At 33.1% G+C, this 16,122-nt stretch carries 13 protein-coding genes; 9 read left to right on the forward strand and 4 right to left on the reverse strand.

What is annotated here, in order from left to right; all coding sequences use genetic code 11:
- The first annotated feature begins 60 nt into the window (after positions 1-60).
- From argB to ABDW27_RS21235, 5 genes are all read left to right on the forward strand, one after another.
- Positions 61-834: an acetylglutamate kinase gene (argB, locus tag ABDW27_RS21215; protein WP_343697722.1), complete on the forward strand. Its 774-nt coding sequence runs from the start codon at positions 61-63 to the stop codon at positions 832-834.
- A 276-nt stretch (positions 835-1,110) separates the two neighbouring features.
- Complete coding sequence (locus ABDW27_RS21220) at positions 1,111-2,181, forward strand: M20 family metallo-hydrolase (RefSeq protein ID WP_343697723.1); 1,071 nt, start codon at positions 1,111-1,113, stop codon at positions 2,179-2,181.
- Between the two features lie 181 nt (positions 2,182-2,362).
- Positions 2,363-3,643 carry an argininosuccinate lyase gene (argH, locus tag ABDW27_RS21225; protein WP_343697724.1) on the forward strand — a complete coding sequence of 427 codons (1,281 nt, stop codon included), beginning with the start codon at positions 2,363-2,365 and terminating at the stop codon, positions 3,641-3,643.
- Positions 3,644-3,787: 144 nt separating this feature from the next.
- Entirely contained in the window at positions 3,788-4,789 is a 1,002-nt protein-coding gene (locus tag ABDW27_RS21230) for a DUF2157 domain-containing protein (protein ID WP_343697725.1), read from the forward strand.
- Positions 4,789-6,015, forward strand: a complete 1,227-nt coding sequence (locus ABDW27_RS21235) for a hypothetical protein (protein WP_343697726.1) — start codon at positions 4,789-4,791, stop codon at positions 6,013-6,015. The genes ABDW27_RS21230 and ABDW27_RS21235 overlap by 1 nt, the downstream gene beginning before the upstream one ends.
- Positions 6,016-6,103: 88 nt before the next feature.
- Here ABDW27_RS21235 and ABDW27_RS21240 read toward each other — a convergent pair whose 3' ends face one another.
- Positions 6,104-6,646, reverse strand: a complete 543-nt coding sequence (locus tag ABDW27_RS21240) for an HD domain-containing protein (RefSeq protein ID WP_343697727.1) — start codon at positions 6,644-6,646, stop codon at positions 6,104-6,106.
- Positions 6,647-6,665: 19 nt separating this feature from the next.
- Complete coding sequence (gene ytxJ, locus ABDW27_RS21245; RefSeq protein WP_343697728.1) at positions 6,666-7,055, reverse strand: bacillithiol system redox-active protein YtxJ; 390 nt, start codon at positions 7,053-7,055, stop codon at positions 6,666-6,668.
- A 206-nt stretch (positions 7,056-7,261) separates the two neighbouring features.
- Here ytxJ and clpB point away from each other — a divergent pair, with 206 nt between their 5' ends.
- The 4 genes from clpB to ABDW27_RS21265 all read left to right on the forward strand — a co-directional run bounded on the left by clpB (position 7,262) and on the right by ABDW27_RS21265 (position 12,888).
- Positions 7,262-9,862 (forward strand): ATP-dependent chaperone ClpB, encoded by a 2,601-nt coding sequence (gene clpB / locus ABDW27_RS21250; RefSeq protein ID WP_343697729.1) that lies wholly within the window; start codon positions 7,262-7,264, stop codon positions 9,860-9,862.
- 382 nt (positions 9,863-10,244) lie between these two features.
- Entirely contained in the window at positions 10,245-11,135 is an 891-nt protein-coding gene (locus ABDW27_RS21255) for a DUF808 domain-containing protein (protein ID WP_343697730.1), read from the forward strand.
- 283 nt (positions 11,136-11,418) lie between these two features.
- Positions 11,419-11,832: a hypothetical protein gene (locus ABDW27_RS21260; RefSeq protein ID WP_343697731.1), complete on the forward strand. Its 414-nt coding sequence runs from the start codon at positions 11,419-11,421 to the stop codon at positions 11,830-11,832.
- Between the two features lie 165 nt (positions 11,833-11,997).
- Complete coding sequence (locus tag ABDW27_RS21265) at positions 11,998-12,888, forward strand: carbon-nitrogen hydrolase (protein WP_274253161.1); 891 nt, start codon at positions 11,998-12,000, stop codon at positions 12,886-12,888.
- A gap of 73 nt (positions 12,889-12,961) precedes the next feature.
- On the opposite strand, the gene ABDW27_RS21270 is transcribed toward ABDW27_RS21265, so the two are convergent.
- Together ABDW27_RS21270 and ABDW27_RS21275 are read right to left on the reverse strand one after the other, a co-directional pair.
- Positions 12,962-14,221 (reverse strand): OmpA family protein, encoded by a 1,260-nt coding sequence (locus tag ABDW27_RS21270; RefSeq protein ID WP_343697732.1) that lies wholly within the window; start codon positions 14,219-14,221, stop codon positions 12,962-12,964.
- A gap of 201 nt (positions 14,222-14,422) precedes the next feature.
- Complete coding sequence (locus tag ABDW27_RS21275) at positions 14,423-15,943, reverse strand: choice-of-anchor I family protein (RefSeq protein ID WP_343697733.1); 1,521 nt, start codon at positions 15,941-15,943, stop codon at positions 14,423-14,425.
- Positions 15,944-16,122: the final 179 nt, after the last annotated feature.

Genomic DNA, 16,122 nt, shown 5'->3' on the forward strand with positions numbered 1-16,122 from the left:
TTAAACCTTGTAAAAAAACTTTGCAACTTTGTCACTTTGTCTCTTTGAACCTTAAAAGAAATGAACGTATCAGTAATAAAAATAGGTGGAAACATCATCGATAATCCAGCAGAATTAGAACAATTCTTAACTGATTTTTCTAAAATAGAAGGCTATAAAGTTTTAGTTCACGGCGGTGGAAAATCGGCTACGAAAATGGCTCAGAGTATTGGTTTGGTTCCGCAAATGATTGACGGACGCCGAATTACTGATGCTCCTATGCTTGATGTTGTGGTCATGATTTACGCAGGACAAATCAACAAACATATTGTAGCTCAATTGCAGGCAAAAGACAATAATGCAATTGGTTTTTCAGGAGCTGACGGAAATTTAATTCAGTCCACAAAAAGAAATCACCCAACAATCGATTACGGATTTGTAGGCGATGTAAAACAAGTCAACACCAAGTTATTGGCAACTTTATTGGAAGCTGGAGTTGTTCCCGTTTTCTGTGCCATCACACACGATAAAAACGGACAGCTATTAAATACTAATGCCGATACAATCGCAAGTGAACTATCAATTGCTCTATCTGAAGTTTTTGATGTTACATTGACATATTGTTTTGAAAAACAAGGCGTTTTGCAAGATTCAGAAGACGATTCATCTGTGATTACAGAAATCAACGAAGCCTTATATAATAAATTAAAAGAAGAAAAAGTAATCCATTCCGGAATGATTCCGAAGCTGGATAACTGTTTCAATAGTTTATCAAGAGGTGTGCAGAAAATCAAAATTGGCCATCACAAAATGCTCCAAAATTCAGATATTCCGCATACAACGATTACATTATAAAAATGCTGCCACGAATTGACATTAATTTCTGCTGTTAAAAGAGAAAATAATTTTAGAAGAACATTAAAAAGTTCATTTTGATTTTAAATCTGCGACAAAAAAATAATTTGCGAAAATTCGTGTAATTAGTGGCAAAAAAACGGAGTTTCGCGGTACTTTTAAATATTAATTTAAGAAATTTGCGCCAATTAAATTTAGGTTAAGATTGACTATAGTGACATAAGTTTAGAGAAAACTTAGAACCTTAGAATCTTAGCATCTCAGTACCTAATAGAAATGAAAAATATAGATACGCTTACCCAGGAAGCAATTAGTTTATTAAAAAGCTTAATCGAAACCCCTTCATTTTCAAGTGAAGAAGATCAGACGGCTCTTTTAATCGAAAATTGGTTCAATCAAAATGAAATTCCTTTCAAAAGAGAAAACAACAATGTGTGGGCTTTCAACAAATATTTCGACGAAAACAAACCAACACTTTTACTAAACTCACATCACGATACAGTACGTCCAAATCAGGCATATACAAACTATCCATTCAAAGCAATTGAAAAAGACGGAAAACTATTTGGTTTAGGAAGTAATGATGCAGGAGGTTGCTTGGTTTCGTTATTAGCAACTTTTGTACATTTCTACGAAAATCAAAAACTTTCTCACAATATTGTAATTGTAGCTTCAGCGGAAGAAGAAAGCAGTGGGAAAAATGGTTTAAACAGCGTTTTAAAAAGTTTACCAGAACTAGATTGCGCAATTGTAGGCGAGCCGACTTTAATGCAATTAGCAGTTGCAGAAAAAGGACTTTTAGTTTTAGATGTAAAAGTAAAAGGAACTGCAAGTCACGCCGCGCATCAAAACGATGATAATGCATTATACAAATCAATTCCGGTAATGGAATGGTTTAAAAACTATAAATTCGACAAAATCTCAGATGTTTTAGGTCCGGTAAAAATGACCGTAACGCAGATTAATGCAGGAAAACAACATAATGTTGTGCCTTCAGAATGTGATTTGGTAGTAGATATTCGCGTAACAGATCGTTATACAAATGCTGAAATTCTAGAAGTGGTTAAAGCAAATGTAAACGCAGAAGTAACGCCAAGATCAATGCACTTAAATGCATCGTCTATTCCAGTTTCGCACGGTTTAGTTCAGGCTGGAATTGCATTAGGAAGAACAACGTATGGTTCGCCAACGCTTTCAGATCAATCCGTTTTAAGTTGTCAGTCTTTAAAATTAGGACCAGGAGAAACATTACGTTCACATTCAGCAGACGAATTTATTTTTGTAAATGAAATTGAAGAAGGAGTCGATTTGTATATTAAAATACTAACCGATTTCTTTAAATTATAATATTTTTTAGGAGCTAATCCCGCTATCCGTTTCAATCTTTTGTGCCGAACCCCGGCACAAAAGGATTTCCACTACTATCGGGGCTAGGGCACTTAGGAAATAAGAAACATAAAGTAAAAATGAAACTTTGTGAATCTTTGAGATCCTTTGAGTAACTCTGTGAAACAAAAACATACATCTTATGAAACTTTGGGAAAAAGGAATACCAACAGATAAACAAATTGAACAATTCACTGTTGGAAATGACCGTGAACTGGATTTGGTTTTAGCAAAATACGATGCCTTAGGTTCAATCGCACACGCCAAAATGTTGGGACAAATTGGTTTATTAACAGCTGAAGAAACAACCTCTTTAGTTGATGCTTTAAACGAAATCATTGCAGATATCGTAGTAGGTAATTTCGAAATCGAAGACAGTTTTGAAGATGTTCATTCTAAAATAGAATATCTTCTAACGGTAAAATTGGGCGACGCAGGAAAGAAAATCCACACGGCACGCTCTCGTAACGATCAGGTTTTAGTAGACGTTCATTTGTATTTAAAAGACGAATTAAAGGCTATAAAAGAACAAGTGAAAACGTTGTTTGACTTGTTGATGGAATCGGCAGAAAAACATCAAAATGTCCTATTACCAGGATATACGCATTTGCAAATCGCAATGCCATCATCATTCGGAATGTGGTTTTCAGCTTACGCTGAAAGTTTAATTGATGATATTACAATGCTGAATGCAGCCTCAAAAATTGTAGATCAAAATCCGTTAGGATCAGCTGCAGGTTACGGAAGTTCATTTCCGATCAACAGAACATTTACAACTCAAGAGTTAGGTTTCGAAACTTTAAAATACAATGCCGTTGCAGCGCAAATGAGCCGTGGAAAAGCAGAGAAAACAGTTGCTTTTGCCATGACAAGCGTTGCAGGAACGTTGTCAAAATTTGCAATGGATGTTTGTTTGTATATGAGCCAGAATTTCGATTTTATTGGACTTCCGGCGCATCTTACAACAGGTTCTAGTATTATGCCTCATAAAAAGAATCCAGATGTTTTCGAATTAATCAGAGGAAAATGCAACAAGATTCAGGCGCTTCCGTATGAAATCACTTTAATTACAAATAATCTTCCAAGTGGTTATCATAGAGATTTGCAACTTTTAAAAGAAGGTTTGTTTCCAGCGATTCAAACTTTAAAATCTTGTTTAGATATTGCAATATTTTCAATTAAAGATATTACAGTAAAAGATCATATTTTAGAAGATAAAAAATACGATTATTTGTTTACTGTAGATACTTTAAATGAAATGGTAGTTGAAGGAATGCCATTTAGAGATGCGTACAAAGCAGTTGCTGAACAATTGGAAGCAGGAACTTACAAATCTCCAAAAGAAACAAAGCACACGCACGAAGGCAGTATCAATAATTTATGCCTTGATGCGATAAAAGATAAAATGGAAGCCGCTTTTTAAGCACTTTAATTTTCGATTTATAAACCGGTTTGTTGATTTACAGCAAATCGGTTTTTTTATTTCTATAAAATAAAGTATTTCTACTTTAAGGAAATTCGACCTAATTCTCTAAATTTGAGAATTGATCATTTTTAAATTAAAAATATGACGCAATTTGACGGGCAGGCCACGCAGCAACTTTATGAGAAAAATCTAATTACTGAAAATCAGTTTGAAGAAATAATAGAATATCGAAGCCGAAACATATTTTCGCTTAATATAGAATTAAAATTACTGCTTTCGATTTCGGTATTAATGTTCACTTCAGGAATCGGAATCCTGATTTATGATAACATTGATAGTATAGGACATATAGCTTTACTATCTATTTTGTTTGCGCTTACCTGCGGTTGTTTTTACTATTGTTTTAAAAATTCAATTGGCTTTAAAAAAGCCGAAACTACAACAGAGAGTCATTTTCTGGAATATATAGTGTTGACAGCAAATGTTCTTACCTGTATTTTTATAGGATATCTTCAGGTTCAGTATAAAGCTTTTGGTACACATTACGGTTTGGCTACTTTAGTTCCAACCATCGTCAGTTTTGTATGTGCGTATTATTTTGATAATAAAAGTGTTTTGACAATTGCTGTAACAGGTTTGGCTGCATACGTAGGACTTACAGTAACACCTCAGGAACTTTTTAATGGCAATAATGATTTTTATGCCAATCAAAGTTTAAGTTATTCAGCTATTTTACTCGGAGCGTTATTGATTTTATGGACGGTTTATAGTTTTAAAATTAAACTTAAAACACATTTTACATTAATATACTTAACATTTGCACTTCATCTAATCAGTGTGGCTTCAATAAGTAATATGTATGATGATTATGATGTAAGCTGGATCTTTTTCAGTATCATTTTAGCAGCTTCATCATACTATTTTTATAAAGTAAGTTATCAGCTTAAAGCAATTTCATTGTATGTTTTCATGATTATTTATGCCTATATAGGGTTCAATATTTTTCTTTTTAACCTATTTAAACATGTTGATTTTGATGATTTTTGGGTAATGTTTATTTTACTTTTACCAGCCTATTTTATTGGCTCGATAGTTATGTTTATAAAATTGATTAAAAAGTTTAACAAAGAAACAGCCGAATAATGATAGCACACGATAAAAAATTATTAAACAATTTATTTTTAACAGAAGAAGCAGATTCTCTTAAAGATGGAGGGTTTATAAGCAAAGAGCAAAAGAAAATTATTAGAGATGAACTGCCTTCTTTTAAAATTCAGAATAATATTTTGGTTCGTTTAGGTTTTTTTCTTTTAGGGGCATTTTTGTATTTGTCTATTTGTGGCGTAATATCTTTAATGGGATTGTTCGGAGGCAGTTCTGAACATTATTTTTTTAATATTTGCTTTTATCTTTTTGCCATAATTGGTATTGTTGGAGCAGAAATTTTGGCAAATAATAATTATTACAGACATGGTCTTGATGATGCTTTTATTTTAGGTATTCTTTTAAATATTGGGGCTGCTGTTTTTATTTCTGCGGAATATTACTATAGACAAAATTTCTACTCAGATGATTATAATTCTGTGCCAAACTCTTATGTTGAAATATTGACTGCTATTTTTGTTTCAATAGCCTCTTTTTTAGCTTACAGAAGATATCTGCATTTATTATCAATGCTCGTTTTCTGTTTGGCTTCATCTGTAGTTCTATTTTTAGGAATGTTTGAAATAGGAACTATTGGTAAAACAATTTTACCGTTTATTACAATGTTAGTTTCAGCAGGATTTTATTTTTTTATCAAAAACAGAATTAAAAACTTAAAAGAATCTTATTATTACAACGGACTTTTATTAGCCAATAGTTTTTGTTTGATTCTATTTTATCTTTCCTGTAATTATTTGGTTGTAAGAGAACTTTCTGCAGAACTTTTGGGAGTTGACGTTAAGCCTGGTCAGGATATTCCATTTTCTTATTTCTTCTATGCCTTCACGTTTATTGTGCCGGCTGTTTATTTATTTCAGGCGTTAAAAACGAAAGACAGAATAATGTTGTGGATTAGTTTTGCAACATTAGCTTTTACTGTTTTTACAATCCGATTTTATTATTCAGTTTTGCCAATTGAAGCTGCATTAACGATAGGAGGACTGGTATTATTTGCCATTGCATTTTTCTCCATTCAAAAACTAAAAAATAAAGAATCTGGTTTGACTTTTAAACCGGATAGAATCAATCATTCAAATGCTATTTTAAATGCCGAAACCCTAATTGTAGCCTCTACTTTAGGAATGAAACCAGAAGCAAAAGTAGAATCTCCAATGGAATTTGGTGGCGGAGGTTTTAGCGGCGGCGGTTCTGGCGAAAGCTTTTAATTAATTGTTAATTGTGAATGGTTAATTATTAATTATAAAAAAAACGCTGAATTTTTGATTCAGCGTTTTTTTGTTTTTATGAAGAATCTTAATCAAGATATTGTTCGTATTCTTCTATTTTAGCCCTTAAACGGTTTTCTAAATAAGCATTTCCATCTTTTAGTTTTTCTAAAATGATTTCGGCTTCAGCTTTATAATTTCTTCTTTTAAGATTATCCCAGGTTTTTGGTGGTTTTTGCAAATTGGTAATTCTATCAGCCAATTTTACAGCCCAGACTTCTTTTCTTAACTTTAAAATTCGGTTTAAACTATCCGGCATTCTTTCATCTTTAGGTAAACTGCTGTTTTTTGTAAGAGCAGAAACTCCTTCGGCAATTTCTAATCCAAATTCTCGTTCCAGTTCTTCAAACGTAGTATTGGTGTCTTCTAAAGTATCATGCAATAAAGCTACCTGAGTTGTAAAATTTAAATCGAAATCTTTAGTATGATTCGAAGCAATCAGGATTTCCATTGTTACATTACTCAAATGAATAACATATGGAAGATCAGAATCGGTAATAGTCTGATTGTTTTCTAAATGTTTTTTTGCTGCGAATAATATTGTCTTTTGATAAACCGTTTGAACATCCATTTAATAAGTTTTAAGAGTATTAAACTTTACTTTTCAACGCTTGGGCATCAATATCACTATGTGAAACATCATAAACAGCTTTTCCGTTTTTAATTAAAATTAATTGTGGCGATTCGTGATAAACTCCAAATCGGCTCGCAATTTCATTTGAAATATCTCTATGCGCAATTAGATCAAGAAAATAAGCATCAACAACATTTTCAAGATCGAATTCTCTTTCAAATTGTTTTAAGGCCATACGGCTGATACTGCATCTTGTACTGTGTTTAAAAATTACAACTGGCTTTTCCTGAGAAATAGCTTCAATTTCCATCAACTGAAGAATATCTGTTAATTCTGTCCAGTTTACGTTACTTTTTTGAGCTTCTGAGTTCTCTGAACTTCCGAAGATTGAATTAAAAAAACTCATATTTGGCTTGTTTTATGACTTTTTGACATTTAAATTTGATAAAAAGCAGAATTTATACGTCATTTTGTCTTTATTTTTACTATGGAATATATTTTGAATATTGGATAGCAAAGTTAAATCTTTTGAGTTAAAAATGTATCTCAATAAGTCTTAACTTTAATGTTATCGAATATTTAAAACAAAAAAATCAATCAAAATATAAAGATATGAATATAAATAAATTTACTATTAAATCGCAGGAAGCCATTCAGTTGTCGCAGCAATTAGCACAGCGAAATGGCCAGCAGCAAATTGAAAATGAACACATTTTCAAGGCTATTTTTGAAGTTGATGAAAACGTTGCACCTTTTATTTTGAAAAAATTAAATGTAAACGTTCCATTATTTCTTCAGATTTTGGACAGTACAATTCAGAGTTTTCCAAAAGTTTCCGGAGGAGATGTTATGCTTTCTAGAGACGCAAACAAAGCTCTAAACGAAGCAGAAATCATCGCACAAAAAATGAACGACGAATACGTTTCGATCGAGCATTTAATCTTGGCAATTTTCGATTCAAAAAGTAAAGTTTCTCAAATCTTAAAAGATCAGGGAGTTACAGGAAAAGGTTTGAAAGCGGCAATCGAAGAACTTCGTAAAGGAGAAAGAGTAACTTCGGCTTCGGCAGAAGAAACCTATAATTCACTAAATAAATATGCTAAAAACTTAAACGAATTAGCAAGAACAGGAAAACTAGATCCGGTTATTGGTCGTGATGAAGAAATCCGTCGTGTTTTGCAGATTCTGACTCGTAGAACCAAAAACAATCCAATGCTTATTGGTGAGCCAGGAGTTGGTAAAACGGCGATTGCAGAAGGTTTAGCGCACAGAATTGTGGATGGAGACGTTCCGGAAAACTTAAAAGAAAAAATCGTTTTCTCACTTGATATGGGAGCTTTGATTGCCGGAGCGAAATACAAAGGAGAATTCGAAGAACGTTTAAAATCGGTTGTAAAAGAAGTTACAGCAGCAGAAGGTGATATTGTTTTGTTTATCGATGAGATTCACACACTTGTAGGCGCGGGTGGAGGAGAAGGCGCAATGGATGCGGCTAATATACTGAAACCAGCTTTGGCTCGTGGAGAATTAAGAGCAATTGGTGCCACAACTTTAGATGAATATCAAAAATATTTCGAAAAAGATAAAGCGCTTGAAAGACGTTTCCAAAAAGTCTTAATCGATGAACCGGATACAGAAAGTGCCATTTCGATTTTACGTGGAATTAAGGAAAAATACGAAACACACCATAAAGTTCAGATTAAAGACGAAGCGATTATTGCCGCTGTAGAATTATCTCAGCGTTATATTACAAACCGTTTTTTACCGGATAAAGCCATCGACTTAATGGACGAAGCGGCTTCTAAATTGCGTATGGAAATCAATTCAAAACCTGAAGAATTAGATGTTTTGGATCGTAAAATCATGCAGTTGGAAATTGAAATTGAAGCCATAAAACGTGAAAAAGAGGAAAGCAAACTGAAAATTTTAGGTATGGAATTGGCCAACCTGAAAGAAGAACGCAACGAAATCTATGCAAAATGGAAACAGGAAAAAGATATCGTTGACGGAATTCAGGCTGTAAAACACGAAATTGAAGACTTTAAATACGAAGCAGAACGTGCAGAACGTGATGGTGATTACGGAAAAGTGGCTGAGATTCGTTACGGAAAAATAAAAGAAGCTCAGGAACGTCAGGAAAATTTGCAGAAACAATTGCTGGAGTTTCAATCTGGAAATTCTTTAATCAAAGAAGAAGTAACCAGAGAAGATATTGCCGAAGTTGTAGCAAAATGGACAGGTATTCCGGTAATGAAAATGCTTCAGACGGAAAGAGAAAAACTATTGCATTTGGAAGATGAATTGCACAAACGTGTAGTAGGTCAGGAAGAAGCGATAGAAGCAATAAGTGACGCTGTACGCCGAAGCCGTGCCGGTTTGCAGGATATGAAAAAACCTGTTGGATCGTTCTTATTCTTAGGAACAACCGGAGTTGGTAAAACGGAGCTGGCAAAAGCTTTGGCAGAATATCTTTTTGATGATGAAAACGCGATGACTCGTATTGATATGAGCGAATATCAGGAACGTCACAGCGTAAGCCGTTTGGTTGGTGCGCCTCCGGGATACGTAGGTTATGATGAAGGAGGTCAATTGACCGAAGCTGTTCGTAGAAAACCATATTCTGTAGTGTTATTAGATGAGATCGAAAAAGCACATCCGGATACTTTCAATATTTTATTGCAGGTTTTAGATGAAGGACGTTTGACAGATAATAAAGGACGTCTGGCTGATTTCAGAAATACGATTATTATTATGACCTCAAATATGGGAAGTAATATTATTCAGGAGAAATTTGAAAACCTAAAAGGAAGCGTTGAAGCTGCAACAGAAGCAGCTAAAAACGAAGTTTTAGGATTGTTAAAACAAACTGTTCGTCCTGAGTTTATCAACCGTATCGACGAAATTGTAATGTTTACACCACTTACAGTAGAGAATATTTCCAGAATTGTGAGTCTGCAATTGAAGAGCGTTACCAAAATGCTGGCATTGCAAGGCATTACAATGGATGCGACTCCAGAAGCAATTGCTTATTTGGCAGACAAAGGTTATGATCCGCATTTTGGAGCAAGACCCGTAAAACGTGTCGTTCAGAGAGAAGTTTTAAATCAATTGTCAAAAGAGATTTTGGCAGGAAATATTACAACAGACAGCATTATTTTATTAGATGCATTTGATGGAAAATTGGTTTTTAGAAACCAGACACACAAAGTTTAATAGTTATTTGTTTAGTTAATTATTAAATCGGAGAAGCATCAGTCGCAAGACTGATGCTTTTTTTATATCCGTAAATAATGAAACTTTTTGTGTAATTCTTATAACAATAAATTTTGAAGAAAACTTGAATTTTAAAATTATAAAAATCAGCAAATTATTAATTTAAAAACAAAAAAACATGAACAATATATTTAGAGGTTTACTGGCAGGATATGGAGCGAAAAAATTAGGCGGAGGCTGTTTCGGAACCATTATAGTTTTTATCATTCTTTGGGTATTATTAGGACAGTGCAGTTAAAAATTAAATCCCCTTATCGTTAAAGAGATTAGGATAAAAAGTCTTAGATTCGCACAACTAAATTTTAAAACAAAAAATAAAATAATGGCATCAGGTTTTTTCGTACTATTAGACGATATAGCAGCAATTATGGACGATGTTGCGGTAATGAGTAAAGTTGCAGCAAAGAAAACAGCAGGAATTTTGGGAGATGATTTAGCCGTAAATGCCGAAAAGGCTTCCGGGTTTGCATCATCAAGAGAACTTCCGGTTTTGTGGGCAATCAGCAAAGGTTCATTATTAAACAAAGTAATAATTCTTCCAATTGCATTTGTATTAAGTGCATTTTTTCCTATTGCAATTATTGTAATTTTGGTTCTGGGAGGTCTTTTTCTGGCTTATGAAGGGGCAGAAAAAATTTACGAATTTATTTTTCCTCATGAACATGAAGAGTCAGAAGGGATTACCGAAGAAACACTTACTGAAGAACAAATCCTGGAAGCAGAAAAAGGTAAAATAAAATCAGCAATTGTAACCGACTTCATATTATCTGTAGAAATCGTAATTATCGCCCTTGGAACTGTTATTGGTAAACCTATCATGCAGCAAATCATTGTAACTTCAATAATAGCTGTAGTAGCAACGATCGGGGTTTATGGTATCGTGGCTCTTATCGTGCGAATGGATGAAGCTGGGTACAAACTGATTAAATTTAGTAAAAGAGAAAAAAGTATCTCAAAATTTATTGGAAATATTTTAGTAAAAGCGCTTCCGTTAGTAATTAAAAGTTTAACAGTTATTGGTACAATTGCTTTAATATTAGTTGCCGGAGGTATTTTTGTGCATTACATTCCTTATTTTCATCATTTATCAGAAGAAATAAATATTCCTGCTATTATTAAGGAATTTGTTGTTGGGCTGGGTTTAGGGTTTGTTACTTTAGCAATTATAAATCTATTAAAAAAGCTTTTCAAAAAGAAAGAGACTACAGCTTAAAAAAAATGTTTTTTGCAATTAATTATTTCATATAAGTCTAACTTTTTACAATTATATAAAAATAAAAAATCAGACACAAAATTTTTAATTCAAAAAGTTATAATTGATTAGTATAATATTTGACGCTTTTTTTAGTTTTAAAAAAATAGCCTAAATGCAATAATTAAACTTTTAGTTAAGATAAGATGACTTTTATTTTTACGTTGTGATAAAATTTAGCATTTATTAAAGCAACCTTTGTATTTTAGCGCCATCTTAATAATAAACAATTAACTAATTTTATATGAGAATTTTTAGATTACAATCAGTTTTAGCAGTATTATTTTTAACTGTTTTTCTAGTTTCATGCAGCAGTGATGATAATAGTAAAGAAACGCCACAAACTACTTCCAGAGCAGCAAATGTTACTGCAATTAGCGGTCCGGGTACAGGAAAAGTTGGTGTTGATATTAATTTTGATATTTCTTATACTGTTGATAATGCTTGTGGCCAATTTGATAGAATTGGTGATACTTCTATAGGTAAAGAAGAAGGATTTCAAGTAGAAGCAAAATATCCTATAGAAACTTGTGCAAACCAAACACCTACAGCTTTGCATACAGTTTATACATTTTCTCCAATTGCAAAAGGAACTTTTGAAATCAAATTCAGAAAATCGGAAACAGAATTCCTTATTAAAAAAGTCGTTATCGAATAATTTAAACATAATTCTGAGGTATAAAACCATTTTACAAAGATTTGAAATTTTAAATCTTTGTAAAATGGTTTTTCTTTTTTGATAGAACTATATGTAGTTATATAAAACTTATGGCCTTTGTCATTCCTTCAAAAATTACTATTTTTGCACTCTAAATTTTATGTCATGTCGAAAAGAAAATATAAAATATCGGTAATTCAGTTAAATCTGAATGATGTAGCCGAAAACAATTTGAAAAAATGTATCAGCTGGGTAAGAGATGCTGCAAGTCAGGGAGCTGAGGTTATCTTACTGCCTGAATTATATAGCAGTCACTATTTCTGCCAAAGCGAAGACGTAGATAATTTTGCATTAGCAGAACCACTTTACAGTACTTCATTTATTGCTTTTAGCGAACTGGCAAAAGAATTAGGAGTTGTAATTATTGTTCCTTTCTTCGAAAAAAGAATGGCGGGAATTTACCATAACAGTGCGTATATCATCGATACAGATGGTACAGAAGCTGGTTTATACCGCAAAATGCACATTCCGGACGATCCGCATTTTTATGAAAAATTTTATTTCACGCCAGGTGATTTAGGATTTCAGGCAATCGAAACTAAAAAAGGAACAGTTGGAACTTTAATCTGCTGGGATCAATGGTATCCGGAAGCTGCAAGAATTACAGCTTTAAAAGGAGCTGAGGTGTTATTTTATCCAACGGCAATTGGATGGCATCCAAAAGAAAAAGAACAATACGGAGAAAACCAATACGGTGCATGGATGAATGTTATGAAAGGACATGCTGTAGCAAATGGTGTTTTCGTAGCAGCTGCAAACCGTATCGGACTTGAAAAGTATATTGAAGGAACTGAAGGAATCCAATTTTGGGGAGCATCATTTATTGCTGGACCACAAGGAGAAATTTTAGCTCAGGCTTCTCATGATAAAGAAGAAATCTTAATTGCTGAGGTTGATTTAGATTTACAGGAAAATGTTCGTCAAAACTGGCCATTCTTCAGAGATAGAAGAATTGATGCTTTTGGAGACATAACAAAAAGAGCAATCGATAAATAATTATTTATTTTGATATAAAACAAAAAGGCGGTTTCAAAATTATTGAAACCGCCTTTTTTAATCTATATATAATTTACTTCACTTGGAAAGTAACTCTTCTCACGATCTGACGTGCCTCTTTAGAATTTTTGTTTACCGAAGTGTCTTCTCCGTTAGCAACAACATTTAGTCTTGAAGCGTCAATTCCTGCATTAACAGCAACTTTTTTCACAGCTTCAGCTCTTTTTCTTGATAATTCAGTATTATAACTTGTTTTTCCAATTTCATCTGCATAACCAATAATATCAGCTGATTTTCCAGGATTATTTTTAAGATATTTTACTAAGAAATCAACACCGGATAAAGAAGCATTTGTAGGTTTAGATGAATTAAAATCGAAATAAACATTTACGTATCCTCCATTAATTAATTCTTCAACAGTATTATTAGTAGCTCCGTTACCTTTCTTTTCGTACGTTTTATCTAAATAGCTTTCCAATTCATCCGGCACACCATTTTGATTATTATCAATAGATTGTCCTTTCGTATTTACAGCAACTCCTGCAATTGTGTTTGGCTCTAAATCATACAAATCAGCAACTCCGTCTTTGTCAGTATCAATAAGATTAGTTTCGATAGTGGTAACTCTGTCTTCTAATTTGTTTAATCTTTCATTTTCTTCAGAATACCAGTCAGCATGTTTTTCATTCTTACCTAAATAGAAAGTCAAACCAACAGAAGCATTTAGTAAAATCCCGTCAAAAGAACCTGTAGTAGTATTTCCCATTCCGTCAAAATTCCAGTTTTGTCTTCCATTAATAATTCCGGTAAGATCACCTGTCAATGCCACTCTGTTGCTCAACTTAATTTGCCCGGTTAAACCAGCAATTCCGTGTGCCATATAATCTTGTCCGCCAAAACCAGTTTCAGTACTAATTTGCGAAACTCCAAAACCTCCATGTGCCAAAATACCAATTGTATTCGTCCAGCTTTCAAAATTCAAAGCACGTCCAACATTAATAACCCCTTGTAAACTTGCTCTAACGTAGCGGCTTTCAAAATCCGGAGTATTGCTTTTTTCTTTAAATTGATCATAACCCACATCCAGTTTTACACCAAACTTTGGATTAAACATATATCTTACACCTAAATCTCCGTGAAATAAATTCAAACTTTCTGTTGCATAACCAGGAGTCATTGCTCGAGTTGGTTTGTTTACACCACCATTCAATTCAATAGACCATTTGTTATATTCAGGCTGATCGACAGCTGGTTTTGTAGACGTAGTAGTCATTTGTGCATTTGCTGCAAAGGCTAATAGTAAAAGGGATACAGATGCTAATTTCTTTTTCATAATATCAAATATTTAATTCGGCTTTTATTTAAACTCTTAGCAAAAGTAGGGCTCGCTTTTTGGGAATATGTTCTATTCTGCTTTATATAATTCCCATTGTTTGGCTTATAAAGCTGAAAATGCGTTAATTAAAATTTGATTTTTGATAAAAAAAAAGGGTAAAATCTAAATTTTACCCTTTTCAATTCTAAAAAATTCTAGTTATTTCAAGTCTGGCTGATAAATTTTAATACTTCCGTCGCCTTCGCTGCTTACTACAAGTAAACTTCTTTTTGTTGGACTTTTAGAAGCAGGAATAAAAAGAATTCCTTCCGGAGCATCTCCTGTTTTTACAGTTTGTAAATATTGAGGTGCATTAGGATTTGTAACATCATAAGTCATAAAAGCATCAGATCTTTCAAGACCAACAAACAAAATGTTTTGAGAACCCATTTTAGCCACATAAACCGCTTCTGGTTCAGAACCTTTATCGTCACTGCGTTTGTCATCATAAGTTCCTAGTTCATTTGTTTTTTTGTCAACATCATTTTTGCTGTCATAAACGATTTTTCCTGTATTACCATTCCAGATTGAGAAAGAACGGGCACCAAAACTTACCATTTCATCTAAATCTCCATCGCCATCAGTATCACCCATATCCGCAACAAGGTTTAATCTTCCTAAATTAGCATCTAGTTTTAAATTAGCAGCATCTGGAAAAACTGTTGCATCAAGAGTCATGTTTTTCATACGCTTAATATCTGTATAAGCATTATATTCTCTAGCATCACCTTCATTGGCCGTAACAAAATAGGGAACATTATTAGCAGAAAAATGACTGATTGCATCCGGCATATACATTCCTTTTACTTTCCACGGATTAAATGCAATTTTACTGTCGCTGTCACTTACATCAATTGCATTATCCGCATTATTAAAATCTTTTAAACCAAGCGGATAAATTGCAGTAATAGTTTTAGAAGTTAAATCAACTTTTGCAACCCCATTATTTTCCTGTAAAGTTACCCAAGCGGTTTTAGAATCATCTGAAATAGTGATGTATTCCGGTTCGATATCCTGAGCAAAACTTTTAGCAAATTTTGAAACTCTAAATCCGTCTTTTTTCAAAGTTTCTGCCTGACTTGCAAAAGAGCTAAAATCAAGAGTAGTAACTGTATAATTGGTTGTTTCAATGATAGAAATTGTTCCGTTTGGATCTTGTGAATAATCTGTATTTGGTTCACCTTCATTAGCAGTCATAATGTATTTCCCATCTGGAGAAAATGTAATCATATCAGGCAAAGCACCAACAGTAACTTGTTTTATTAAGCTGTAATCAGAAGTATTAAAAATAACTACTTTTCCATTTCCTTGTTTATTTACAGTTGATTCTAATGCCACAGCCAGTTTTCCGTCAAAAACAGAAACACTGTTTGAAGCTCCCTCGTAAGCAGTTAAATCAATTTTACCAATTTTTACTGGTTTAGTAGGATCGGCTAAATCGATAATGTCAATTTGATTTGTTCCGCTGTTGTTAACCGTAAAAAGTCTTTTTGTTTTTTCGCAGTATGCAGAGATTTCGGCAGCGGCTTCTCCGCCAATTGTTATAGAACCAATTTCTTTAAAAGTGGCAGGATTTTCATTTACAACAACTTCTTGTTCTTCGTTGTTTGAGTTTTCATCGTTATTACAGCTTGTCATTAAAAATAAAGCTGCTAATAATGAAAGGCTTACTTTTTTCATTTGTTAGTTTTTTAGTTTCGCCAAATGTAATTACCAAGTTTGGAGCGAATATTAAGCCTTTATTATTTAATCTTTAACTTAATTTTTGGAAGATATTATTTGTGAAATTTGAGATGATTTTGACTGAGGTGTTTTATAATCCTAACGAATGCTTATCTTTGTACACTTTCAAAAAATAG

This window comes from Flavobacterium sp., from assembly GCF_039595935.1.
Taxonomy (GTDB): domain Bacteria; phylum Bacteroidota; class Bacteroidia; order Flavobacteriales; family Flavobacteriaceae; genus Flavobacterium.

Coding starts and splice junctions, on each gene's coding strand:
- ABDW27_RS21260 (WP_343697731.1), top strand. CDS start 11,419: ATGAGAATTTTTAGATTACAATCAGTTTTAGCAGTATTATTTTTAACT.
- ABDW27_RS21275 (WP_343697733.1), bottom strand. CDS start 15,943: ATGAAAAAAGTAAGCCTTTCATTATTAGCAGCTTTATTTTTAATGACA.
- argH (WP_343697724.1), top strand. CDS start 2,363: ATGAAACTTTGGGAAAAAGGAATACCAACAGATAAACAAATTGAACAA.
- ytxJ (WP_343697728.1), bottom strand. CDS start 7,055: ATGAGTTTTTTTAATTCAATCTTCGGAAGTTCAGAGAACTCAGAAGCT.
- ABDW27_RS21220 (WP_343697723.1), top strand. CDS start 1,111: ATGAAAAATATAGATACGCTTACCCAGGAAGCAATTAGTTTATTAAAA.
- ABDW27_RS21255 (WP_343697730.1), top strand. CDS start 10,245: ATGGCATCAGGTTTTTTCGTACTATTAGACGATATAGCAGCAATTATG.
- clpB (WP_343697729.1), top strand. CDS start 7,262: ATGAATATAAATAAATTTACTATTAAATCGCAGGAAGCCATTCAGTTG.
- ABDW27_RS21270 (WP_343697732.1), bottom strand. CDS start 14,221: ATGAAAAAGAAATTAGCATCTGTATCCCTTTTACTATTAGCCTTTGCA.
- ABDW27_RS21240 (WP_343697727.1), bottom strand. CDS start 6,646: ATGGATGTTCAAACGGTTTATCAAAAGACAATATTATTCGCAGCAAAA.
- argB (WP_343697722.1), top strand. CDS start 61: ATGAACGTATCAGTAATAAAAATAGGTGGAAACATCATCGATAATCCA.
- ABDW27_RS21230 (WP_343697725.1), top strand. CDS start 3,788: ATGACGCAATTTGACGGGCAGGCCACGCAGCAACTTTATGAGAAAAAT.
- ABDW27_RS21235 (WP_343697726.1), top strand. CDS start 4,789: ATGATAGCACACGATAAAAAATTATTAAACAATTTATTTTTAACAGAA.
- ABDW27_RS21265 (WP_274253161.1), top strand. CDS start 11,998: ATGTCGAAAAGAAAATATAAAATATCGGTAATTCAGTTAAATCTGAAT.